18 protein-coding genes are annotated in these 23213 nt (G+C 70.8%); 4 read left to right on the top strand and 14 right to left on the bottom strand.

Annotation, left to right across the window (positions count from 1 at the left end):
* From IG88_RS0130970 to IG88_RS0130940, 7 genes are all read right to left on the bottom strand, one after another.
* The coding region (locus tag IG88_RS0130970) for an ATP-binding cassette domain-containing protein (protein WP_031048442.1) at window positions 1-672 on the bottom strand (672 nt) is incomplete at its 3' end.
* A 15-nt stretch (window positions 673-687) separates the two neighbouring features.
* The gene (locus IG88_RS0130965; RefSeq protein ID WP_031048438.1) at window positions 688-1749 is read right to left on the bottom strand and encodes an ABC transporter ATP-binding protein; all 1062 of its coding nucleotides are present in this window, start codon (window positions 1747-1749) and stop codon (window positions 688-690) included.
* 9 nt (window positions 1750-1758) lie between these two features.
* Window positions 1759-2736, bottom strand: a complete 978-nt coding sequence (locus tag IG88_RS0130960; protein ID WP_031048435.1) for an ABC transporter permease — start codon at window positions 2734-2736, stop codon at window positions 1759-1761.
* A gap of 104 nt (window positions 2737-2840) precedes the next feature.
* On the bottom strand, window positions 2841-4649 hold the full coding sequence (locus IG88_RS0130955; protein WP_031048434.1) for an ABC transporter substrate-binding protein: 1809 nt from the start codon (window positions 4647-4649) through the stop codon (window positions 2841-2843).
* Window positions 4650-4749: 100 nt separating this feature from the next.
* Window positions 4750-5784 carry an ABC transporter permease gene (locus tag IG88_RS0130950; RefSeq protein WP_031048432.1) on the bottom strand — a complete coding sequence of 345 codons (1035 nt, stop codon included), beginning with the start codon at window positions 5782-5784 and terminating at the stop codon, window positions 4750-4752.
* 692 nt (window positions 5785-6476) lie between these two features.
* The gene (gene typA, locus IG88_RS0130945; RefSeq protein ID WP_031048430.1) at window positions 6477-8393 is read right to left on the bottom strand and encodes a translational GTPase TypA; all 1917 of its coding nucleotides are present in this window, start codon (window positions 8391-8393) and stop codon (window positions 6477-6479) included.
* A 131-nt stretch (window positions 8394-8524) separates the two neighbouring features.
* Entirely contained in the window at window positions 8525-10843 is a 2319-nt protein-coding gene (locus tag IG88_RS0130940) for an ABC transporter family substrate-binding protein (RefSeq protein WP_031048428.1), read from the bottom strand.
* 314 nt (window positions 10844-11157) lie between these two features.
* Between IG88_RS0130940 and IG88_RS0130935 the strand changes: the two genes are divergently transcribed.
* The 4 genes from IG88_RS0130935 to IG88_RS0130920 are packed head-to-tail and all read left to right on the top strand — an operon-like array spanning window position 11158 to window position 15065.
* Entirely contained in the window at window positions 11158-11445 is a 288-nt protein-coding gene (locus IG88_RS0130935) for a hypothetical protein (protein WP_031048426.1), read from the top strand.
* Window positions 11446-11503: 58 nt separating this feature from the next.
* Window positions 11504-12340: a hypothetical protein gene (locus tag IG88_RS0130930; protein WP_031048425.1), complete on the top strand. Its 837-nt coding sequence runs from the start codon at window positions 11504-11506 to the stop codon at window positions 12338-12340.
* Window positions 12340-14289, top strand: a complete 1950-nt coding sequence (locus tag IG88_RS0130925; protein ID WP_031048423.1) for a fumarate reductase/succinate dehydrogenase flavoprotein subunit — start codon at window positions 12340-12342, stop codon at window positions 14287-14289. The genes IG88_RS0130930 and IG88_RS0130925 overlap by 1 nt, the downstream gene beginning before the upstream one ends.
* The gene (locus IG88_RS0130920; protein ID WP_031048421.1) at window positions 14286-15065 is read left to right on the top strand and encodes a succinate dehydrogenase/fumarate reductase iron-sulfur subunit; all 780 of its coding nucleotides are present in this window, start codon (window positions 14286-14288) and stop codon (window positions 15063-15065) included. Before IG88_RS0130925 ends, IG88_RS0130920 begins: the two co-directional genes overlap by 4 nt.
* Here the strand turns inward: IG88_RS0130920 and IG88_RS0130915 are convergent.
* The 7 genes from IG88_RS0130915 to IG88_RS0130885 all read right to left on the bottom strand — a co-directional run bounded on the left by IG88_RS0130915 (window position 15062) and on the right by IG88_RS0130885 (window position 23157).
* The gene (locus IG88_RS0130915) at window positions 15062-16072 is read right to left on the bottom strand and encodes a glycoside hydrolase family 18 protein (RefSeq protein WP_420712109.1); all 1011 of its coding nucleotides are present in this window, start codon (window positions 16070-16072) and stop codon (window positions 15062-15064) included. The two genes, IG88_RS0130920 and IG88_RS0130915, sit on opposite strands and share 4 nt — an antisense overlap.
* A gap of 442 nt (window positions 16073-16514) precedes the next feature.
* Window positions 16515-19124 (bottom strand): SpoIIE family protein phosphatase, encoded by a 2610-nt coding sequence (locus IG88_RS0130910; protein ID WP_031048415.1) that lies wholly within the window; start codon window positions 19122-19124, stop codon window positions 16515-16517.
* Between the two features lie 283 nt (window positions 19125-19407).
* Entirely contained in the window at window positions 19408-19854 is a 447-nt protein-coding gene (locus IG88_RS0130905) for an ATP-binding protein (RefSeq protein WP_031048412.1), read from the bottom strand.
* A 170-nt stretch (window positions 19855-20024) separates the two neighbouring features.
* Entirely contained in the window at window positions 20025-20459 is a 435-nt protein-coding gene (locus IG88_RS0130900) for a (deoxy)nucleoside triphosphate pyrophosphohydrolase (RefSeq protein ID WP_031048409.1), read from the bottom strand.
* A 58-nt stretch (window positions 20460-20517) separates the two neighbouring features.
* Window positions 20518-20721, bottom strand: a complete 204-nt coding sequence (locus IG88_RS0130895) for a hypothetical protein (RefSeq protein WP_031048406.1) — start codon at window positions 20719-20721, stop codon at window positions 20518-20520.
* Between the two features lie 402 nt (window positions 20722-21123).
* Window positions 21124-21876, bottom strand: a complete 753-nt coding sequence (locus IG88_RS0130890) for a GntR family transcriptional regulator (RefSeq protein ID WP_031048404.1) — start codon at window positions 21874-21876, stop codon at window positions 21124-21126.
* Window positions 21877-22023: 147 nt separating this feature from the next.
* Window positions 22024-23157 (bottom strand): DUF4190 domain-containing protein, encoded by a 1134-nt coding sequence (locus tag IG88_RS0130885; protein WP_037837069.1) that lies wholly within the window; start codon window positions 23155-23157, stop codon window positions 22024-22026.
* Window positions 23158-23213: the final 56 nt, after the last annotated feature.

Below are 23213 nucleotides of genomic sequence, written 5' to 3'. Positions count from 1 at the left end.
GATGCCCAGTTCCTGCTGCACCTTCTGCAGCAGGTTCACCACCTGCGCCTGGATCGAGACGTCGAGCGCGGAGACCGGCTCGTCGGCCACGATCAGCTTGGGGTTGAGGGCCAGGGCGCGGGCCACGCCGATGCGCTGGCGCTGGCCGCCGGAGAACTCGTGCGGGAAGCGGTTGAAGTGCTCGGGGTTGAGACCCACGAGTTCGAGCAGTTCGCGCACCCTCTTGTCCCGGCCGCCCTTGGGGTCGATGCCGTTGACCTCCATGGGCGACTTGATGATCGTGCCGACCGTCTGCCGCGGGTTCAGCGAGGAGTACGGGTCCTGGAAGATCATCTGGATCTCGGAGCGGACGGGCGCCAACTGCCTGCGCGAGGCGTGGGTGATGTCCCGGCCCGCGTACTCGATCTTCCCGCCGGTCGGCTCCAGGAGCCGGGTGATCAGCCGGCCCGTGGTGGACTTGCCGCAGCCCGACTCGCCCACCAGGCCGACGCTCTCCCCCGCGCCGACGGTCAGGTCGACGTCGTCCACGGCCTGCACGGCGCCGACCTTGCGTTTGATCGGGAAGCCCCCGTAGACGGGGAAGTGCTTGGTCAGGCCCTGGACCTTCAGCAGCACCTCGGACGACGCGGGGGCGGGGCCCTGCTGCGCGGGAAGGGTGACTTCGTCGCTCATGTCTCGGTCTTCTCCCTAGCGCAGCCGGGGCTGGATCTTGTCGATGAAGATGGACTGCTTCTGCTCCGCCGTCAGGTGGCAGGCCGCGGCGCGTCCCTCGCCGAGCGACGGACGCTCGGTCGCACACCGGTCGCCGCCCACCTCCCCCGAGAACGCGCAGCGCGGGTGGAAGGGGCAGCCGGACGGCGGGTTGAGCATGCTGGGCGGCGAGCCCGGGATCGGGCTGAGCGGCTGGTCCAGGCTGCCGCCGAGACGCGGCATCGAGCTGAGCAGGCCCCAGGTGTAGGGGTGCCGCGGGCTGCGCAGCACCTCGGCGGCGCTGCCGCGCTCCACCGCCCGCCCCGCGTACATGACGAGCAGGTCGTCGGCCATGTCGGAGATGACGCCGAGGTCGTGGGTGATGAAGACGATGGCCGAGCCGAACTCCTGCTGGAGGTCCTTGAGCAGATCGAGGATCTGCGCCTGGACGGTCACGTCGAGCGCGGTGGTCGGCTCGTCGGCGATCAGGAGGTCGGGGTCGCAGACCAGGGCCATGGCGATCATCGCGCGCTGGCGCATACCGCCGGAGAACTGGTGCGGGTAGTCGTCCACGCGGGACTTCGGCTGCGGGATGCCGACCTTGGTCAGCATCTCGATCGCCCGCGCCCGCGCCTCCTTCTTGGAGGCACCGGTGTGCTTCATGTACGGCTCGGCGATCTGCCGGCCCACCGTGTAGTACGGCGACAGCGCGGTCAGGGGGTCCTGGAAGATCATGGCGACCTTGTTGCCGCGGAGCTTCTCCAGCTCCTTCTCGGTCGCCGTGACCAGTTCCTTGCCGTCGAGGACGATCTCGCCGTCGACGGTGGTCGTCTTGGGGTTGTGCAGGCCGAGCACGGTGAGGTTCGTGACGGACTTGCCGGAACCCGACTCCCCCACGATGCCGAGGGTCCGGCCGCGCTCCACGTCGAAGGACAGCCCGTCGACCGCCTTGACGATGCCGTCCTCGGTGGAGAACCGCACCCGCAGGTCGCGGACCGAGAAGAAGGATTCCGGCCCGGTGGGGGCCGTCTCGCCTTCGGTCTTGGTCGATGTACTCACGGAGTTCTCCTAGCTGAGCCGCACACGCGGGTCGATGTAGGCGTAGGCGAGGTCCACGACGATGTTCAGGAGCAGGATGAAGAAGGCTCCGAACAGCATGACGCCCATCGTCACCGGCAGGTCCTTGGTCAGCGACGAGTCGACCGCGAGCCGGCCGATGCCGGCGAGGTCGAAGGTGAACTCCGTGACCACGGCCCCGGACAGCAGCGCGCTGAGGTCCACGCCGAGAATAGTGACGATCGGGATCAGCGATCCCCGCCAGGCGTAGCGGAAGAAGACGTAGCGCTGCTTCATGCCCTTGGCCCGTGCGGTGCGGACGTGCTCCTCCTGAAGCTGTTCGATCATGGTCGAGCGCGCCATACGGGTGTACTGCGCGGTGAAGATGGTGGCCATCACGCACCAGGGGATGAGCAGACCGACCATCCAGGCGACCGGGTTCTCCGTGAACGGCTCGTACTTCGGGTTGTCCATGATCCCCGACTGGTACACGAAGATGCCGAGGACGATCGGGCCGAGGAAGTAGATCTGGAACGAGCTGAGGACGATCGAGGCACCGCTGACGGCCTTGTCCACGACGGTGCCGCGCTTCCAGGCGGCCAGCAGACCCGAGCCGAGGCCCAGGAACAGGAAGATGACCAGTCCGCCGAGCGTCAGGGAGAGCGTGAGCGGGAACCGGTCCATGATCGAGTCCCAGACGAACTCTCCGGTGTCGAAGGACACCCCCAGGCACGGAGCGGAGCAGTGGCCCTGGCTGAAGTCCCGGCCGTTCACGATGCCCCCCATGAACTCCCAGAACTGGGAGGTGATGGGCTTGTCGAGGCCGAGGTTCTCGCGGATCACCGCGATGTTCTGTGGGGTGCAGTTTCTGCCGCAGGACAGCTCGGCGAAGTCCTGGGGGATCGTGTAGAACAGGAAGAAGGTGAAGGCGCCGATCAGGAAGATGATCACGCATGCGCCGATCAACCTGCGAACGAGGAACTGAAGCATGGCAGGTGGATGCTCTCTTCGGGAACGCGGCGGCGGGTGGAGCCGACCCCCGTGGGGGTGCGCCCCGACGGGCGGGCACCCCCACGGTCAGCCGGGCCGGCGGGCTACGGCTGCTTCAGGTACAGGTCGTTGATGTCGATGTAGCTCGACTCGTTGCTGTACCGGGCGCCGCCGATGTTCGATCCGAAGAGCTGGATCTGCTTCGAGTAGTAGACCGGGGCCGCCGGGTTGATCTCCTCCACGATGCGGTGGTGGGCCTGCTCCCAGGTCTTGGCCGCCTCCTCGGGCTCCTGCGTCAGGGCCTTCTTGATCAGGGAGTTGACCTCGGGGTCGTTGATGTGCGAGTAGTTGGACCCGCCGTCGGCGACCAGTTCACCGTCGTAGACCGGGGTGATGACCGTGGAGGCGCTGGGCCAGTCCTGGCCCCAGCCGGTCATGTAGAGGTCGTAGGGGTTGTTCAGCTTGCCGACCTGCTCGTAGAAGCTGGCCCGGTCGATCTCCTTGGCCTGGACGCTGAAGCCGACCTTCGCGAGGGCGTCCTTGATGATGACCATCTGGGCCTGGCCGCGGGGGGTGTTGGAGTAGGCGTAGGTGAGCTTGGTGCCCTCCTTGACCCCCGCCTCCTTCAGTAGCTGCTTGGCCTTCTCCGGGTCGCCGTTGGGCTTCTTCAGCTTGCCGAACGGGTCGTACTTCGGGTCGAAGTTGGGCAGGGTGGGCGCCAGCAGGCCGCCGGCCACCTCGCCGCCGTAACGGCCGCCGTCCGCCTGGACCATGGACTGGTTCGGGATCGCGTAGGTGATCGCGTCGCGGACCTTCTTGTCCTTGAGGCGGTCGAGGTTGAAGCTCAACTGCCAGACGTAGACCTGGTAGCCCGCGATGGTGCGCTTCTTCGTCGCCGGGTCGCCGATGACCGTCGACATCTGGGCCGAGTCGACCGGGTCCGTGAACTGGATGGCGTTCTTCGCCTCGCCCTGGTCGGCGATCAGCCGCTTGGTCTGGCTGGCCTGGTCGATGGTGGCGGTGAAGTTGTATCCGTCGACGTACTGGTGACGCACCGGGTCGGTCTTGGCGTCCCACTGGTCGTTCTTGACCAGCTTCATCGACTTGCCGGGCTTGTACTCGGCGATCTTGTAGGGGCCGAGGGCCGCGGGGGCGTCGTCGTACTTCTCCTTCGTGTCCCGCTTCTCGGGCACGATGGAGTAGCCGGCCATCGCGAGGGCCTGCGGGAGGTCCGGGCGCGGCTGGTCGAAGTGGAAGACGACCGTCTTGTCGTCCGGCGTCTCCAGCACCGAGTCCGGCAGGTGCTTGCCCTTGTACGGGCCGTCCGGCAGCGCCTTGCGGTAGTCGTTGCCCGAGAGCCAGGACTGGACGTAGGTCGGCCCGTCGAAGATCACCTTCGAGTACAGGCGCTCGATGCTGTGCCGGACGTCCGCCGAGGTGATGGCGTTGCCCTGGTCGTCCTTGATGTTGTCCTTGAGCTTGTACGTCCAGGTCTTGCCGCCGTCGGAGGACTGGCCGGAGTCGGTGGCGATGTCGCCGACGACGGTCAGGTTGCCCTTCTCGTCCTCCTCGAAGTTCGTCAGACCGCGGTGGATCAGGTTGGCGAACTGGCCCGCGTCGCTCACGTAGATCTGACCCGGGTCCATGTGGGTCAGGTCAGACTGCATGTAGACGTTGATGAACCCGCCGGACTTCGCGCCGGCGACCTCCTCGGCCGGGCCGTTGGACGCCGCGGCGTCGCCGTAGGCCACCGGGTCCTGCTGCTTGGCGGCGTCCTTCTGGGTCTTGGCGTCGCTCTTGCCCTTGTCGCCGTCGTTGTCGCCGGAGCAGCCGGTCAGCACCAGCGTGCCGGCCACGATGGCCACGGCTATGGCGCGCGTGGTGCGCGTGGTGCGGGTTCTGATGGGCTTCATGATGCCGGTCCACCTGCCTGTCGATAGTTGTCCACGAGTGCTGCCTGACGGCCGGAAGTCCGGCACGGGGGTGGCAGCTCCCCCACCCACCAATGGACGGTTACCGTCCGGTCTTGGGGTCGAATGCGTCCCGGACGGAGTCGCCGAGAAGGTTGAAGGAGAGGACGAAGACGACCAGCGCCACTCCGGGGAAGAACATGAACATCGGGTCCTGCTCGTACACGTCGGCACCGATGGCGAACATGCGGCCCCAGTCCGGGGTCGGTTCGACGAAGCCCACGCCGATGTACGACAGGAAGGCGATGGACAGGATGGTGCTCGGGAGGATGTAGGTGGCCTGCACCAGGATCGGTGTGACGATGTTGGGCAGGATCTCCTTGCGCACGATGCGCCAGGGAGAGGCCCCGGACACCTTGGCCGCCTCCACGAACTCCCGTTCGCGCAGCGTCAGTACGGATCCGCGCACGAGGCGGGCCAGCCCCATCCAGCCGAGGAACCACATCACCAGCGTGATGGCCACGGCCCGGAGGTAGGTGGGGGTCTCGTCCTGCGGGGAGACGAACATCGCGGTCACGACGGGCATGAAGGCGATGAAGAAGAGCTGCTGAGGGAAGGCCAGGAAGAAGTCGGTGACCCGGCCCAGCCAGTAGTCGACACGGCCGCCGAAGAATCCGCTGACCATTCCGATGATCACGCCGGTGAGGACGCAGAGCGAGGTGACGATCACGGCCATGTACAGGGAGGTCCGCATGCCGTACAGCAGCATGGTGAACACGTCGCGGCCCAGCTTGGGTTCCACCCCGAACCAGAAGTCTCCCGACATGCCCCCGAAGGAGCCGCTGGGCATGGCGAAGTCGTCCAGGAGGAAGGGGTAGTCGGGCTCCTGGGCGTACAGCGTGTAGGGATTCTTCCCGTACACCTTCGCGATGAGCGGGGCCAGGGCGGAGACGACGAAGAAGAAGAGCACGACACAGGCGGAGACGACCCCGGTGCGGTCGCGCTTGAACCGCAGCCACATCAACTGGCCGGGTGAGCGGCCCTCGTGGCTCTTCGCCTCTTCCGTCTTGGCGGGCTCGGGAGCACCGTCGGTGACGGCCGCCGTTCCGCCGTCCTCAATGCCGATAGGACTTGTCACAATTCGCCCATTTCACAGGTGTGGGTGTGCCGAACCGCCGACCGGCGCAGGGTGTGCGCCATCGCGGTACGGATCATGAAGAAGCGTCGGGACGTTCCGGAAGACACCGGAAACCCGCAGCCGGACGCGCGTAGCCGGAAGCCCGGACGTCAACGGCCGGCCCGCTCCTCAGAGTCGATCGCCGTCCGACGGGGCGCAGTTGCGGGCGACGGACCGTGTGACCCATCTGGTGTTCGTGACACCGCGCATGGGTTCCTCCTCATGACTCCACGTGTTCACCGACAGGAGGGGGCGGTCATCTGGCTTCCGACACCCCTGACGGAAGCTCAGTCACCCCCTGGTGCTCGTGAGTCGGGCACTGTCCCCACAGCGCTTGACCCATTGACCCGAGCGTTACGCGGCTAACTATCTGCCATGAGCAGAAGAACCGACCACCGTCTTTAAATCTCAATTCAGTCACAGCTGCGGGGTAGATCTTCCAAAATCTGGACAAACCGATCGGGACGAGAAGACCGCGAAACGGACGTGTTACATGGCTATCGGGCGCCGATCTCCGCGTTTCGGACACAAGGGGGTGCCCGGACGGTCACCAGGGCACGGCCGGCGCTCGGAAAACCGGTTGAAAAAAGCCCGGGCGCCCCCATGATGGGGGCACCCGGGCTCCGCTGCCTGCCGCCGCGGCGGCAGGCGGATCAGCCGTGCTTGGCGCGGCTCGCGGCGCGGGCGCGCTCGCGGGCGTCCAGGTTCACCTTGCGGATGCGAACGGCCTCCGGGGTCACCTCGACGCACTCGTCGTCGCGGCAGAACTCCAGGGACTGCTCCAGCGAGAGCTTGCGCGGCGGCACGATCGACTCGGTCACGTCGGCCGTGGACGACCGCATGTTGGTGAGCTTCTTCTCCTTGGTGATGTTGACGTCCATGTCGTCGGCGCGGGAGTTCTCGCCGACGATCATGCCCTCGTACACCTCGGTGCCGGGCTCCGTGAAGAGCACGCCGCGCTCCTGGAGGTTCGTCATCGCGAACGCCGTGACGGCGCCGGAGCGGTCGGCGACCAGCGAGCCGTTGTTGCGGGTCGTCAGGTTGCCGAACCAGGGCTCGTGGCCCTCGTGGATGGAGTGGGCGATGCCGGTGCCGCGGGTCTGGGTGAGGAACTCCGTCCGGAATCCGATCAGGCCGCGGGAGGGGACCACGAACTCCATGCGGACCCAGCCCGAGCCGTGGTTGGACATGTTGTCCATCCGGCCCTTGCGGACGCCCATGAGCTGCGTGACCGCGCCCATGTGCTCCTCGGGCACGTCGATCGTCATGCGCTCGACGGGCTCGTACGTCTTGCCCTCGACCTCCTTGGTGACGACCTGCGGCTTGCCGACGGTGAGCTCGTAGCCCTCGCGGCGCATCTGCTCGACCAGGATGGCCAGCGCCAGCTCGCCGCGGCCCTGCACCTCCCAGGCGTCGGGGCGGTCGGTGTCCAGGACGCGGAGCGAGACGTTGCCGATCAGCTCGCGGTCGAGGCGGTCCTTGACCTGGCGGGCGGTGACCTTGCGGTCCTTGACGGCCGCCTTGTTGTCGGCGCCCTTTCCGGTGGCGCCGCGGCCGACCAGCGGGGAGGTGTTGGTGCCGATGGTCATGGAGATCGCGGGCTCGTCCACCGTGATCAGCGGCAGCGGGACCGGGTTCTCCTGGTCGGCCAGGGTCTCGCCGATCATGATGTCGGGGATGCCGGCGACCGCGCAGATGTCACCGGGGCCGGCCTTCTCGGCGGGCTTGCGGGTGAGCGCCTCGGTCATCATCAGTTCGGAGATCCGCACGTTCTGCACGGAGCCGTCGCGCTTCATCCAGGCGACGGTCTGGCCCTTCTTCAGCTCGCCCTGGTGCACGCGCAGCAGCGCGATGCGGCCGAGGAAGTTGTCGGCGTCCAGGTTGGTCACGTGGGCCTGGAGCGGGGCCTCGGCGTCGTAGGTCGGCGCCGGGATGTAGTCCAGGATCGTGGAGAAGAAGGGCTCCAGGTTGGTGGAGTCGGCCGGGACCGTGCCGTCCTCGGGCTTGGTGAGGGAGGCGACGCCGTCGCGGCCGCAGGCGTAGACGATCGGGAACTCGATCTGCTCCTCGTCGGCGTCCAGGTCGAGGAAGAGGTCGTACGTCTCGTTGACGACCTCGTCGATCCGGGCGTCGGGACGGTCCGTCTTGTTGATGCAGAGGATGATCGGCAGCCGCTGCTGGAGCGCCTTGCGCAGCACGAACCGGGTCTGCGGCAGCGGGCCCTCGGAGGCGTCCACGAGCAGCACGACGCCGTCGACCATCGACAGACCGCGCTCGACCTCGCCGCCGAAGTCGGCGTGGCCGGGGGTGTCGATGATGTTGATCGTGATCGGGTCCCCGCCGTCCTTCGGGTGGTACTTCACCGCGGTGTTCTTGGCGAGGATCGTGATGCCCTTCTCACGCTCCAGGTCGTTCGAGTCCATCATGCGGTCGTCGACGGAGTCGAGCTGGTGCGCGGCGAAGGCGCCGGCCTGCTTGAGCATTCCGTCGACGATCGTGGTCTTGCCGTGGTCGACGTGGGCAACGATGGCGACGTTGCGGATGTCGTGACGCGTGGTGGACGCGGTCATATGAGGCGTACTCCCGGAGGGTGTGATGACGACCCTCGCGGACGTCCGTGTCACTCGGGCCTGCCGGGCGGTACATGCCACGGCCTCACCCAATGGTACGGGGCTCCGGGGGCTGCGGCTTGCCGGGAGGGTCAGGAGGCGGGCGAGGAAGCGGACCGGGAGGCCGCCGGGGCCGAGGGCCGGGAGCCCTGGGCGCCCTTCTTGAGGAAGCCCATGTCCTCGTAGACCGGCGTGCGGAAGCCGAAGGCGCCCGCGTTGGCGAGGTTCTTGCGGGCCACCATGAGCTGGGGGCGCTGGTAGAGCGGGATGGAGCCGGCCGCCGCCCAGATCCGCGAGTCGGCCTTGCGCAGCAGGTCCCGCGCCTCCTTCTGGTCCAGGGTGGTCATGGCCCGGTCGAAGAGCTGGTCGACCTGGTCGGTGCCGACCCGGGTGTAGTTCTGGGCGACGTTCAGGGAACCGTCGGCGGCCGGGACGGGCTTGGCGTAGATGGGTCGGGCGTCGGTGGCCGGGAAGGCGGAGGCGGGCCAGGAGTAGAGCGCCAGGTCGTACTCGCCGGCGGCGATGTGGTCCTTGAAGTAGCTCTCGTCGGACACCTTGCTGATCCTGGTGCCGATGCCGATCTTCTTCAGCATGCCCGTGATGCCGTCGGCCACGGTGCGCAGGGTCTCGGAGCCGGGGCCGGAGGGAAGCACGAAGCGCAGGGTGAGCGCCTTGCCGTCCTTGGCGAGCGGGGCCGCCACGGAGCCGGCCGGGGCCGCGGTGCCCTTGGGGGCGTAGGCGCCGGGCGCGCCGCCCTGCGCGGTGTTCTTGCCGCTGCTGTGCTTCTCGCCGCTCTCCTGGTCGGTGCCGCCGTCGCCCTCGCCCTCGCCCTTGTTCTTGCCGTCGGCGGTCTTGTCGCCGCCGCTCTTGTCGTCGCCGCCGCTCTTGTTGTCCTCGCCGACGATGTACGTGCCGTCGTCGTCGCCCTCGGACTTCTCCTTGTCCTTGTCCTGCTCCTGGTCCTTGCCCTCCGCCTTCTCCGCGTCCTTCTCGGCCCCGGCTGCCTTCTCCGCCTCGCCCTTCTTCTTCACCGGGCCGCCCGGCTCCCACCCGGCGTCCGCAAGCAGGGCCCGGGCCTCCTTGGCGTTCGGTTCGCCGAGCGCGCCGCTGCCGTCGGCGTAGGCGGGCTGGCCGGACAGGGCGAGGTGACTGCCCACGGGCTCGGCGGGCAGGCCGAGCGGCTTCAGCACCGTTCTGGCCAGCTTCTGGCGGTCCAGGGCGCGGGCGACGGCCCTGCGGACCCGCTCGTCGGCGAGGGGGCCCTCGGAGCCGTTGAGGGCGAGCTGGGTGTAGGCGGGCTCCAGCGACTTGCGGACCTCGTACCCGCTCAGCGCCTGCTGTCGGCGCCGGGCCTTCGCCTCGGCCTCACTCCGCTCCTCGCGGGCGAGCACCTCCTCCTCGGCGGCCTCCTCGTCGGAGCCGTTGGCCACGGCCCAGGAGCGCAACGCCTCGGCGGCGGACCTGCCCTGCGCGCCGGCGGCCGGGGAGCCCTGCGGGCCCATGAGCGGCGTGCCGGTGGCCGGGTCCCGGGGCGCGGCGGCCAGGGTGACCTCGTCGGCGGTCTCCGGGTCGATCTCCGCGAGGTCGAGCTTGCCGGCGGCCAGTTCGGAGACCCGCTGGTCGCGGGGCACGGCGCGCAGCACGATCTTCTCCAGCTTCGCCGGGCTGCCCCACCAGCGGGGGTTGCCGGTGAGGACGACCTGGTCGGCCCCGGCGTCGACCTTCTTGACCGCAAAGGGGCCCGCGGTGACCTTGAGGGAGCGCCGCGCGCCGTCGTTGAAGGCGTCGGGGGTGCCCATGACGTCCTTCGGGTACAGGGGCGAGAACAGGGCCTTCCAGTCGGCGTAGGGCCGGCTGAAGGTGACCTTGACCTCGAGGTCGTTGGCGCCGCGCTCGATCTTCTCGATCCGGTCGTATCCGGCGTTGCGGGCGGTCCAGTAGGCACTGTCCTTGCCGGACAGCGCCCGCCACTGGGCGGCGAAGTCCGCGGCGCCGATCTCCCGGCCGTCGCTCCAGACGGCCTGCTGGTTCAGCTTGTAGACGACGACCTGTTTGGGCTCGGTGTCGACGACCTTGGCCGACTCCAGGTAGTCGGGGTTGCGCGCCGGGCTGCCCTTCTCGTCCATCCGGTACATCGAGGGCAGTACGGCCTGGGCGACGCGGTTCGTGGTGGCGTCGGCGTCGGACTGGAAGGTGTTCAGGGTGTCCGGTACGGAGTCCACGGCCCAGCGCAGGGTGCCGCCGTCGGCGACGGAGGCACGGGCCGCGGGGGCGACGTCCTGCGCGGCGAGCGGCTTGCTGGGCGGGGCCTCGGAGGTGCAGCCGGCCAGCGCGGGGACCGCGAGGGCGCCCGCGGTGAGGAAGGCGGCCGAACGCGCGACCGCGCGCGGGCCGACGCCGACGTGGGACATCTCTGCTACCTCCGGAAGGCCGCGTTTGCCGGATTTGCGGTATTCAAGTTGATCATTTGTATCCGGACGGGGATGCGGCCACTGAAGGGGAAACACTTCCGCGACACCGGGAGACACGGCGACGGCGGTGCGCAAGCTCACCCGCGCGGCCCAACGCCACCCGCACCGCGGCGCACCGGCGTGCCCCGGCCAATCCCTGCACGTCCCCTTCCCAGCGACCGGTGTGACGCGCGACACTCTCAGGCGCTGGAGCGTTGCCCCCGAGCCAGGCCCGGCGGCCGCGCCGCCGTGTCCGACAGAAGTGAGGTCACGTCTTGTCCGTGCACGACGATCTGTCATCCGTGCAGCGCAGCCTCGACGAGTTGTCCCGGACGGTGACCCGGCTGGAACGGCGGCTGGGCGGCGGCCTGGACGTACGCCGGGTCCGCACCGACGCCGACCACCTGCGCGAGAGCCTCGCGCTGCTGCGGGCCGGGGTCGCCGCGCCGGACGCGCCCAAGCGTCCGGAACTCGTGTCGATCCCCGACACGCCGTACGACGGCTCGCTGTGGACGGACTCGGACGACGAGGGGCTCGGCGCCAGCGACCGCCGCGCCCCCTAGGGCCTGCTCCGGGACGAGAGAAGGCCCTCCACCCGACCCGACCGACCGGAGCCGCCCAGTGGCCACTGGTACCGAACCGCCAGCCACCGACGACCGTCCCCGGGGCGGCGGCGTCCACACCCCGACGCGCGCCGCCATCCGCGCCCGGCACCTGCGCACCGACCGCTGGTGGCTGGCGCCGGCCGCCACCGCGGCAGGCCTGCTGGCCTTCGTCGTCTACTCGACCTGGCGGGCCTTCGCGGGCGCCGACTACTACGCGGCCCCCTACGTCTCGCCCTTCTACTCCCCCTGTCTGGCGGAGAGCTGCGAGCCGATGCGCTCGGGGCCCAACTGGGGCCTGTTCGGCGCCTGGTGGGGCCTCTCCCCCGCGATCCTCATCCTGGTCTTCCCGCTGGGCTTCCGCCTGACCTGCTACTACTACCGCAAGGCCTACTACCGGGGCTTCTGGGCCTCACCGCCGGCCTGCGCGGTGGCGGAGCCGCACAAGAAGTACACCGGCGAGACCCGTTTCCCGCTGATCCTGCAGAACGTCCACCGGTACTTCTTCTACGCGGCGCTCCTGGTCGCGGGCATCCTCACCTACGACACCGTGCTCGCCTTCCGCGACGAGCACTACGCGTGGGGCCACATGGGCCTGGGCACCCTGGTGTTCCTGGCCAACATCGCGCTGATCTGGGCGTACACCCTCTCCTGCCACTCCTGCCGGCACATCGTGGGCGGCAAGCTCCGGCACTTCTCCCGGCATCCCGTGCGCTACCGGCTGTGGCAGTGGGCGGGGCGGCTCAACGCCCGGCACATGCAGCTCGCCTGGGCGTCGCTGGTGAGCGTGGCGCTCGCCGACTTCTACGTGTATCTGGTCGCGTCCGGTGTCTTCGACGATCCGAGGTTGTTCTGATGTCCGTGGCCGACCGGCAGGAATGGGACGTCGTCGTGGTGGGCGCGGGCGGCGCCGGACTGCGCGCCGCCGTCGAGGCCCGTGAGCGGGGCGCCCGTACGGCCGTGATCTGCAAGTCGCTGTTCGGCAAGGCGCACACCGTGATGGCCGAGGGCGGCATCGCCGCGTCCATGGGCAACGTCAACTCCGGCGACAACTGGCAGGTCCACTTCCGCGACACCATGCGCGGCGGCAAGTTCCTCAACCAGTGGCGGATGGCCGAGCTGCACGCCCAGGAGGCCCCGCAGCGGGTGTGGGAACTGGAGACGTGGGGCGCGCTGTTCGACCGTACCCGGGACGGCCGGATCTCGCAGCGCAACTTCGGCGGCCACGAGTACCCGCGCCTCGCCCACGTCGGCGACCGCACCGGCCTGGAGCTGATCCGCACCCTCCAGCAGAAGATCGTCTCGCTCCAGCAGGAGGACTTCCGCGAGACCGGGGACCACGAGTCGCGGCTGAAGGTCTTCCAGGAGTGCACGGTCACCCGCGTGCTCAAGGAGGGCAGCAGGGTCTCGGGGGTGTTCGGCTACGAACGCGAGAGCGGCCGCTTCTTCGTCCTGCGGGCGCCCTCGGTGGTGATCGCCACGGGCGGCATCGGCAAGTCGTTCAAGGTGACGTCGAACTCGTGGGAGTACACGGGCGACGGCCACGCGCTGGCCCTGCTGGCCGGGGCGCCGCTGCTCAACATGGAGTTCGTGCAGTTCCACCCGACGGGCATGGTCTGGCCGCCGTCGGTGAAGGGCATCCTCGTCACCGAGTCGGTGCGCGGCGACGGCGGGGTGCTGCGCAACTCCGAGGGCCGACGGTTCATGTTCGACTACGTCCCGGACGTCTTCAAGGAGAAGTACGCCGAGTCGGAGGCGGAGGCCGACCGCTGGTACGACGACCCGGACCACCACCGGCGCCCGCCCGAGCTGCTGCCCCGCGACGAGGTCGCCCGCGCGATCAACGCCGAGGTGAAGGAGGGCCGGGGCTCGCCGCACGGCGGGGTCTTCCTGGACGTGTCGACCCGGATGCCCGCCGAGGTGATCCGGCGCCGGCTGCCCTCGATGTACCACCAGTTCAAGGAGCTGGCGGACGTCGACATCACGGCGGAGGCGATGGAGGTCGGGCCGACCTGCCACTACGTGATGGGCGGCATCGCCGTCGACTCGGACACCGCCGCCGCCCGTGGGGTGCCGGGACTGTTCGCGGCAGGTGAGGCGGCGGGCGGTATGCACGGCTCCAACCGGCTGGGCGGCAACTCGCTCTCCGACCTGCTGGTGTTCGGGCGCCGGGCGGGCCGGTACGCGGCCGAGTACGCCGCGGGCCGGACCGACGGGGACACGCGCCCCCGGGTCGGCGACGCGCAGGTCGACGCCGCCGCCGCGGAGGCGTTGCGCCCCTTCTCCGCCGAGGCGCACGAGCCCGGCGCCGGCCCGCCGGAGAACCCGTACGCCCTGCACCAGGAACTCCAGCAGACGATGAACGACCTGGTGGGCATCATCCGCCGCGAGGCGGAAATGAAGCAGGCCCTGGAGAAGCTGGCGGAGCTGCGGGTGCGGGTCCGCCGGGCCGGGGTGGAGGGGCACCGGCAGTTCAACCCGGGCTGGCACCTCGCCCTGGACCTGCGCAACATGCTGCTGGTCAGCGAGTGCGTGGCACGGGCCGCGCTGGAGCGCACCGAGTCGCGCGGCGGGCACACCCGCGAGGACCACCCGTCGATGGACCGGCGCTGGCGCCCGGCCAACCTGGTCTGCTCCCTGGCCGGACCGGCGGACGACCTCGCCACCGCGGACCCCGAGCGCGGCCGGATCGCCCTGGAGCGGCAGACCACCGAGCCCATCCGGCCCGACCTGCTCGCCCTCTTCGAGAAGGAGGAGCTGGTGAAGTACCTCGCCGACGAGGAACTGGAGGGCCTGTCCGGATGAGCGGCTACGAGGCCCGGTTCAGGGTGTGGCGCGGTGACGTGGCGGGCGGCGGTCTGCACGACTTCACGGTCGAGGTGAACGACGGCGAGGTGGTCCTCGACATCGTCCACCGCCTCCAGGCCACCCAGGCCCCGGACCTCGCGGTGCGCTGGAACTGCAAGGCGGGCAAGTGCGGTTCGTGCTCGGCGGAGGTCAACGGGCGGCCGCGGCTGCTGTGCATGACCCGTATGTCGGTGTTCTCCCGCGAGGAGACGATCACGGTCACGCCGCTGCGGGCCTTCCCGGTGATCCGGGACCTGGTGACGGACGTCGGCTTCAACTACACCAAGGCCCGCGAGGTCCCGGCCTTCGTGCCGCCCGCCGGTCTCGGGTCGGGCGAGTACCGGATGATGCAGGAGGACGTGGACCGCTCGCAGGAGTTCCGCAAGTGCATCGAGTGCTTCCTGTGCCAGGACACCTGCCACGTGGTCCGCGACCACGAGGAGAACAAGCCCGCCTTCGCCGGCCCGCGCTTCCTGATGCGCGTCGCCGAACTGGACATGCACCCGCTGGACGCCGCCGCCGACACCGGCCTCGACCGGTCGCGCGCCGCCCAGGACGACCACGGGCTCGGCTACTGCAACATCACCAAGTGCTGCACGGAGGTCTGCCCCGAGGGCATCCGGATCACGGACAACGCGCTGATCCCGCTGAAGGAGCGGGCCGCCGACCGCAAGTACGACCCGCTGGTGTGGCTGGGCTCGAAGATCGGGCGCAGGGGCAGGGACACCGCCTAGCGCACCCAGCCGTCCCGGTAGGAGGCCCAGTCCTCTTCCGTCGCCGCGAAGTCGATGTACGCCGCTACGCCGAACCGCTCCCGGTCGGCGTCCGTGCGGGACAGGCCGAGCCGGACGCCGTGGACGGCGGCGGCGACGGTCTCCGCCTGGTTCCAGTGGCCGAAACGGTTCTCGTGGTAGAAGGGCAGGCCCATCAGGAGGTGGGTCGTCGGCGGGGTCACCTCCAGGGCCAGGGACGTCTGCTGGGCGACGTAGCCGCCGTACAGGCTCTCCAGGGGCTGCATGGTGTCGTACGACATCACGGCGATCTGGTCGACGCGGCGGGCGACCCGGCCGAAGAACTCCTGGGACCACCACTTGGGGTGTCCGGCGACCGTGCCCCAGAAGGAGTGGAAGCCCGGCAGCGGGTCTATCTGGTGGGCGGCCACGGAGAGTTGCGCGTCGCGGGCACGGGTGACGGTGCGGACGTCGTCCAGGAGGGAAAGGTAGTCACGGTCGCCCGAGTGCAGCGGTTCCAGGTCGAGGTGGACGCCGTCGTAGCCGGTGTCCAGGACCTGGCGGGCGGAGTCGACGACGGCGGCGCGGGTGGCGGCCTGCTCCAGGCGCATGCCGTCGGGGCTCTCGGTGGCGAGGACGTCGCCGAGGAATGCCTGGACGCGGACGCCGGGCAGCTCCCGGTGGACGGCGTCCAGCAACCAGCGGGCCTTGGGGTACCGGGACTTGGGCAGTGTGCCGTCGTGCTCCATCGGGCCGGTGTGGACGTACAGGTCGCGGATGCCGGTGGTTCTCAGCTCCCGGGCCAGCGCCGTGAGGTCCGCGTCCTTCTTGCGGCCGTCGACCCAGGCGTGGCCGAGCCAGATCGCGTCGCGGTCGCGGGTGTGCGTGCCGTCGGCCGGGTCGCCCATGTAGTTGACGCGCAGGGCCGTCTCGGCGGTGAGGAGGGGGACGAGGAGGACGATGAGGACGGCGAGGACGATGCGGCGGGTGCGGCGGAGCCGCTTCCTCACCGGTGGGGGCTGAGCACCTTCGGTGGCTGCCGGTCCGGCTTTCGGACCGGGTTCTGGGCCGGTCTTGGGTTCGGGCTCCGGGCCGGTCTTCGGTTCGGGTTCCGGGCCGGGTTCCGGGCCGGTCTTCGGTTCGGGTTCGGATCCCGGGCCAGGTTCCGGTTCGGCTCCCGGGCCGGTGTCCTTCCGGTCCGTGTCCGCCACGGTGTCCCCTCCCTGTCGTCCCGTCCCGGTCGCGGTGGCCGGATTTCGCGCCTACGCTCCGAGCGTGTTGCCACCGGGGACGACTCGAACCGGTGTTCCGGTTGCGGTCGGGGGTGTGCGGTGACGGTCTCCGCCGATCTGGTGCCGCCCCTGGTCACGGCCGGGGCGGCCCTCGTGCTGGCCGGGTACGGCCGGGTACGCCGGACCCGGCGGGCCCGGAACCGGACGACTCCGGGCCGGGTCAGAACAGGCTCAGCAGGGCCTCCGCCGGGTCGGTGAGCTGGGTGTCGGCGCCCGGCAGGGGCAGCTCGAACCAGACCGTCTTGCCGTGCGGCGTCCGGCGTGAGCCCCAGGCGGCGCTGAGCAGGCCGACCAGTTGCAGGCCCCGGCCGCCCTCGTCGGTGTCGCGGGCGCGGCGCCGGCGGGGCTGGACCAGGCCGGAGTCCCAGACCTCGCAGACCAGGGTGCGGTCGAGGAGAAGGCGGAGCCGGATCTCGCCCTCGCCGTAGCGCAGCGCGTTGGTGACGAGTTCGCTGACGAGCAGTTCCGTCGTGTCGACCAGCGGTTCCATGTCCCAGGCGAGCAACTGGGCGCGGGCGTACTCGCGGGCCCGGCCGACGCTGCGGGGTTCGCGCGGCAGGGTCCAGTCGCCGACCGAGTCGCCGGGCAGGCCCTGGACGCGGGCCATGAGCAGGGCGATGTCGTCCTCGCCGTGGTGACTGTCGAGGGTGTGGAGAACCTGGTCGCAGACGTCCTCCAGGGGCTGGGCGGGGTCGGTGAGGGCGCCCACGAAGGCCCGCAGGCCCTCGTCGAGGGGGTGGTCGCGGCTCTCGACCAGTCCGTCGGTGTAGAGGGCGAGCAGGGCGCCCTCGGGCAGCTCGACCTCCACCTCCTCGAAGGGCTCCCCGCCGACGCCGAGCGGCAGGCCGGGCGGCACGTCCAGCATCAGCGCGGACTCGCCGGGCTCGACCAGGACCGGCGGCAGGTGGCCCGCGTTGGCGAAGGTGCAGCGCCGGGTCACCGCGTCGTAGACGGCGTACACGCAGGTCGCCAGGTACACCTCGGACAGGTCGGCCTCGCGGGGGCGGCGGGCGGCCCGGGTGGCCTGCTGGACGCCTCCCGGTGCTCCGAGGCCGCGGGCGATCTCGTCCAGTTGGCCGAGCACCTCGGCCGGTTCGAGGTCGAGCTGGGCCAGGGTGCGCACTGCGGTGCGCAGTTCGCCCATGGCGACGGCGGCGCGCAGGCCGCGGCCCATGACGTCGCCGACGACCAGCGCGGTGCGGTGTCCGGGGAGTTCGATGACGTCGAACCAGTCGCCGCCGACCTCGCTGGCCCGCCCGGTGGCCGCGTTGCCGGGCAGGTACCGGCAGGCGATGTCGAGTCCGGAGGCCTCCGGGTCGCCGGGCGGGAGCAGTGAGCGCTGCAGGATCAGCGCGCGTTCGTGTTCACGCCGGTAGAGGCGGGCGTTGTCGATGCAGACGGCGGCGCGCGCGGCCAGTTCCACGGCGAGGTCGCGGTCGCGGTCGCCGAACGGCTCGCTGCCCTTGGTGCGGGCGAACTGGACGAGTCCGACGACCGTGTCGTGGGCGACCATCGGCACGGCGATCGTGGACTGCACGAGGCCGCCCTCCTCGGCGGGGACGGTGCGCGGCCGGGCGGTGCGCAGGGCGTCCGCGCAGGGGGAGTTGAACGGGTAGTGGTGGACGGCGCCGAGCTTGACCCGCTCGCCGGTGCCGTGGAAAGGGACCTCGGAGACGGCGCTGGAGAAGGCGACGCGGCGCAGTTCCGCGCTGCCGTCGGCGAGACCGGGCGGGGTCTCGTCGCCGGCCAGCAGTCCCTGGTAGAGGTCGACGGTGGCCAGGTCGCAGAAGCCGGGGACGACGACGTCGAGGAGTTCGCGGGCGGTGGTCTCCAGGTCGAGGGAGTTGCCGATGCGGGCGCCGGCCTCGTTGAGCAGGGCGAGGTTGCGCCGGGCGGCGGCGGCCTCGCGGGCGGCCTGGCGGCGGGCGGTGATGTCGGTGCCGAGCCAGGCGACGCCGATGGGCCGGCCGGAACCGCTGTGCACTCGGTAGAGGTTGACGGACCAGTGGCGGCGTTCCTCCGTGCCCGGCACGAAGCCCGTGACGTGCATGTCGGTGATCGAGTCGCCGGTCTCCAGGACCCGGCGCAGGGTCGCCGAGACCCGGTCCGCCTCGGCGCGCGGCAGGTAGTCGTGGACGCCCTTGCCGCGGTGGTCGTCGGGGGTGCCGCCGAAGACCGAGGCGAAGCGCTGGTTGGCCCGGCGCACCCGCAGGTCGGGATCGATCAGCAGGAAGCCGAAGGGTGACTGGCCGAAAATGGCCTGCGAGGCGGCGAGGTCGGTCTCGATGCTGCGCAGGACGCGGACGTCGACGACGATGCAGACGGCGGCCCTCTGCCCGTCCTCGGTGCGCGTCGGCATGACGTACACCTCGGCCAGCCCGCGCTGCCCGCGGGGTGCGTTCGCGTCCCCGGACCCGGTGGCGCCGTCCGGCGTCCGGAAGGGGACCACTCCGGTCCACTCCCGGCCGTCGAGGATCTCGGTCATCTTGCGCTGACCGCGTTCGCGCAGGTCGGGGTCGATGAAGCTGTCGATGGGGTCGGCGCCGACGGCGTCTTCCGCACGGATGCCGAGCAGTTGTTCGGCGCGCAGGCTCCACTGGTCGACGAGCCCGTCGGGCCCGATGGAGAAGGAGGCGACCTTGATGTAGTCGTAGATGGAGCCGGGCGGGCTGCTCTGCCACACCGCGTCACCGAGCGGCGCGTGCTGCGCCGGGCCCTCGGACTCCGTGGGCTCCGTGGGCTCCTCGGCCCTCGCTGGTATCTCGCTCACGCGAACCGTCCCCTCCAGCTCACCGCGTCCGGCACCGGTCACCGGAGGCGGCTGCCCGCAGTATCCAGCACTACGGCGCCGCACGACACGGTGTTCACGATCACAGCACGGTCCCGATGGTTTTCGGTCCGGACCGTGACAACACTTCCACTCTTCTAACCAGCGGACACGGCATCGAATCACGCAGTTCCACAACTGCCGTCGGCCTGAACCGGTTGACGGTCGCGGCAAGGGGTTATGTCGGCACATTACGGACACATCACTGGCCGATGATGACGGAGCGTCACGACGCAGGCACATCGGTCGGCACCTCGGCCGGCAGGGCGAGTTCGAACCACACCGCCTTCCCCGTCCCGTGGGGCCGGGTGCCCCAGTCCCGCGCGACGGCGGCCAGCAGTTGCAGGCCCCGGCCGTCCTCGTCGTCGGGGCCGACGGTGCGGCCGCGGGGCGGGTCGGGCACCGAGTCGGACACCTCCACCCGCAGGACCCCGGCGACTGCGCCGGGCCCGGCGGGGCCGTGCACCAGGCGGACGCCGATGGGTCCCGCGGCGTGCCGCAGGGCGTTGGTGACCAGTTCGCTGACGAGCAGCACGGCGATGTCCCCGACACCGTCGAGCCGCCAGTCCTCCAGGGCGCGGCGCACCCGGGACCGAGCGGTCCGCACGGCGTGCGGCGCCGCGGGGAAGACCCACTCGACGCACTCGCCCTCGTTGTCGCTCACGCCGATCACTTCCCCGGACGACGGCCCCCGCGAGCATCCCTTTTCCGGGGGCCAACAGGCCCATAGGGCCCATACCCCCTTATTCGGGGTCAGTACCGCCCGTCCGGGCCCGGAACCGCCCGTCCGGGCCCGGTACCGCCCGTCCGGGCCCGGTACCGCCCGTCCGGGCCCGGTACCGCTCATTCGGGGCGCGCGGGGTGCGCCGCGGCCCGCCCCTCGGGCCGGAGGAGGGCGAGCACCCGCTCGACGGCCGGTACGTCCTGCTCGAGCCAGGGCACGTCCCAGACCTGGGCGGGGGTCAGCCAGCGCAGGGCGTCGTGGTCCTCGAGGGGTTCGGGGGCGGGGGAGCCGGGGAGCAGGCGGGCGGTCCACACCTGGAGGACGTACGGCGTGCGCAGCGGCCACTGTCCCGGGACGCGGTCACCGGTCTCGGCCGCCACTCCCAGTTCCTCGCGCAGTTCGCGCACGAGCGCCGCCTCGGGCGTCTCGCCCGCCTCGACCTTGCCGCCGGGCAGCTCCCACCGCCCGGCCAGTTCGGCGGGCGCGCTGCGGCGTGCGGCGAGCAGGCGTCCGCCGTCGACCAGGGCGGCGCCCACCACGATCCGTTCCGTCATGCGCCGGAGCCTACGGCCTCCCGCCCGGCGGGTCCGGCCGGCCCCGTGGCGGCGTCGGTCAGTCCGCCGCGCCCGGGGCCGCGCCCGCGTCCTTCGCGCCGAGCCGCTCGACCCAGTAGAGCTGCCGGTGGCCGCGACCGTCGAGGGTGTCCGCGATCTCCTGGGCCTCGGCCCGGGTCGCGTACCTGCCCACGCGGTAGCGATTGCCGTTGTCGTCCTGCCGGAAGACCAGCCAGGGAAGAGTGACCGTGCCGTCGTTCATCGCGCCCCTCCGCCTCACGTTCCCGCGGCCCGCGGCGCGTGCCGCGCCCCGCCCGCCGGGGAAACCGCAAATCGCATATGCCCGAGCCTACGCCCAACCTTTACGGAGCGAACACGGCTTTGCACAAAGAGGTACGCAACCAGCCAGAACACAGGGGGCGCGCGCCACCGAACGCGCCGTCCGCGCACTCCGTTGCCTCCGGTCACAGGCATGCCGGGGCCGGGGAGGGGACCTGCGGGAACGGCCGGATTCCGGCGTCGGACGGAGGGTGCCGCGGGGGTGGCGGACGGGTCGGCAGGGGTGCGGGAGGGGGAACGGAGCGCGGGAGGCGCACGACGGGCGTGCGTCGTCTCACACCACGCAGTGGCGTGAACTCCCCGCTCCGCCGCGCTCCTTGAGGGGCTACCTGACGGGCAGGTGGTAGGCCACCCGGTACCGGTCGGCGGGGACGACCACGTCGGCCGTCTCCACCGCGCGCCCGGAGGCGTAGAACGTGCGGTGGACGACCAGCACCACGTGTCCCGGCACGCCGCCCAGGGCGAGCAGTTCCTCGGCGAGGCCGGGGCGGGCGCCGACCTCCTCGGTGACGTTGTCGACGACGACGTCGATGGCGGCCATGCGCTCGACGACGCCCATGCCGCCGAGCGGCCCCTCCTCGGGCAGCATCACCGGCGTCCGGCCGGTCAGGTCCAGCGGCTCCCAGGAGGTGGAGAGCATGACGGCCTCACCGGCCTCCCGGAAGACGTACCGGGTGCACATCACGCGGTCGCCGGGCTTGATCCCGAGCCGCTCGGCCACGGCCCCGCTCGCCTCGGCCTGCTCGCTGCGCGACTCCCAGGTGCCGCGCACCTCGGCGTCGGCCTGCTCCTGCCGGAAGGGGGTGGCGCCCCCGGCCGGACGGTACCCGGAGCGGGCGACGCGTTTCGGGACGGGCCGCTCGCGCACGTAGGTGCCCGAGCCGGAGCGGCCCTCGACCAGACCCTCGGCCATCAGCACCTTGCGGGCCTCCAGGGCGACGGTGTCCGAGACTCCGTACTCCTCGCGGATCCGCGCCTGGGAGGGCAGGCGGGTGTGGGGCGGCAGCAGGCCGTCGGCGATCTTCTTGCGGAGATCACCCGCGACACGCAGATACGCCGGCTGCTCACCGAATGTCACTGGCCGCTCCCATCAGGTTGTACAGACAGCAACAGCGTGGCAACCGGGGGTTGGCCCGGGCAAGCGAAGGCCAGAGAATCACTCGAAGTGATGACTTGTACCGCCCGGGGGCTTTACGCAGGCACTTTCTCCCCGCTATGGGGGCCGTCACACCTCCTTGCCGGGGCTCTCTCCTCCTCCGCCGCCGGGCTCCTCGTACTCCGGCGGCGTGGTCTCGAGGCCGAGGGACTCGCGCGCGGTGATGGTGGTGTCGCCGTCCACGAGCGCGTACCCCTCGTCGAGGTGCTCGTAGAACGGGTCCGCGCCGGGGGTCGCCCCGGCCGCCGCGAACTCCTTCCGTGCCGCCCCGAGGTCCGCGACCAGCTCGGTGACGGGCCGCTCGGCCGCGGACGGCCAGGAGTGCGCGCCGAGCATCCCGATCTGCTCGCCGAGCGCCTTCTCCACCCGGCCCGCCCAGGCCCGGTACCCGGCCGGGTCGTCCTCGAAGTACTCGCTCTCCGGCGTCGACTCCAGGGCGTCGTCCACGACCCGCGCCGCCTCCAGGTAGGCGACCTGGTCCGCGTCGAGCGTCGAGGCGTCGTTGCGCAGCGAGCCGGTCAGGCCCGCCCCCTCGTCCGTGCTGCCGAACAGGCAGGTGATCTCCCGGTCGCCCGCCCGCCAACTGCCCGAGGTGGGCGTCAGGTAGTACACGTCGACGTCGGTCGGCAGCGCCCAGGTGTCCATGGCGTACTCGTCCACGAGCCCGTAGCAGCGCTCGTCGGCCGTCGAGGTGACCTCGCGGTCCCCCGGGTACGGGCCGCCGTCCGGCAGGTCGAACACGGCGAACACCTCGCCGTCGTGCCGCTGTTCGCAGGGCACCTCGTCGACGTCGTACGTCACGCCCTGGAGCGAGCCGCGGGGTGTGTTGAAGCACTGGCCCTTCTCGAGGGAGAAGGCGGTGCCGCTGCGGGCGGCGTCGCGGAAGCCGTCCCAGAAGTCGGCGGCGGCGCCGGTCGAGAAGACCAGCACCCACAGGACCAGCCCCACGGAGGACAGCACGCTTCCGGCCACCGCGAACCCCTTGCCCCGTTCGCCCCGCTTGCGGATCCGGGCCAGCGCGATCAGCCCGAGCACGAGCCCGACCGCCGGCACGCAGCACAGGACGCCGAGCACGAAGGAGGCGACGGCCAGTCCGTTCACGGGGGCCTGCCGGGGGTACGGCCCGTAGGGGTGCCCCCAGGGAGGAGCGTACGGGCCCTGGGGGTAGGGCCCTTGGGGTCCCGGCGGCGGCGGTATCGACACGAGTGCCTTGCTCCTGTTCACGAGGGTGGTGCGGCGGCGTGCGCGGCCCCGCGCAT

Origin of the sequence: Streptomyces sp. NRRL F-5650, from assembly GCF_000721365.1 — a bacterium.
GTDB lineage: Bacteria > Actinomycetota > Actinomycetes > Streptomycetales > Streptomycetaceae > Streptomyces > Streptomyces ardesiacus.
This window is presented reverse-complemented; position numbering and strand designations above follow the sequence as displayed.

Excerpts from the sequence above, each read along its gene's own strand:
- IG88_RS0130960 (WP_031048435.1), bottom strand. The coding sequence starts at position 2,736 with ATGCTTCAGTTCCTCGTTCGCAGGTTGATCGGCGCATGCGTGATCATC.
- IG88_RS0130955 (WP_031048434.1), bottom strand. The coding sequence starts at position 4,649 with ATGAAGCCCATCAGAACCCGCACCACGCGCACCACGCGCGCCATAGCC.
- typA (WP_031048430.1), bottom strand. The coding sequence starts at position 8,393 with ATGACCGCGTCCACCACGCGTCACGACATCCGCAACGTCGCCATCGTT.
- IG88_RS0130940 (WP_031048428.1), bottom strand. The coding sequence starts at position 10,843 with ATGTCCCACGTCGGCGTCGGCCCGCGCGCGGTCGCGCGTTCGGCCGCC.
- IG88_RS0130925 (WP_031048423.1), top strand. The coding sequence starts at position 12,340 with ATGTCCGTGGCCGACCGGCAGGAATGGGACGTCGTCGTGGTGGGCGCG.
- IG88_RS0130920 (WP_031048421.1), top strand. The coding sequence starts at position 14,286 with ATGAGCGGCTACGAGGCCCGGTTCAGGGTGTGGCGCGGTGACGTGGCG.
- IG88_RS0130900 (WP_031048409.1), bottom strand. The coding sequence starts at position 20,459 with ATGACGGAACGGATCGTGGTGGGCGCCGCCCTGGTCGACGGCGGACGC.
- IG88_RS0130895 (WP_031048406.1), bottom strand. The coding sequence starts at position 20,721 with ATGAACGACGGCACGGTCACTCTTCCCTGGCTGGTCTTCCGGCAGGAC.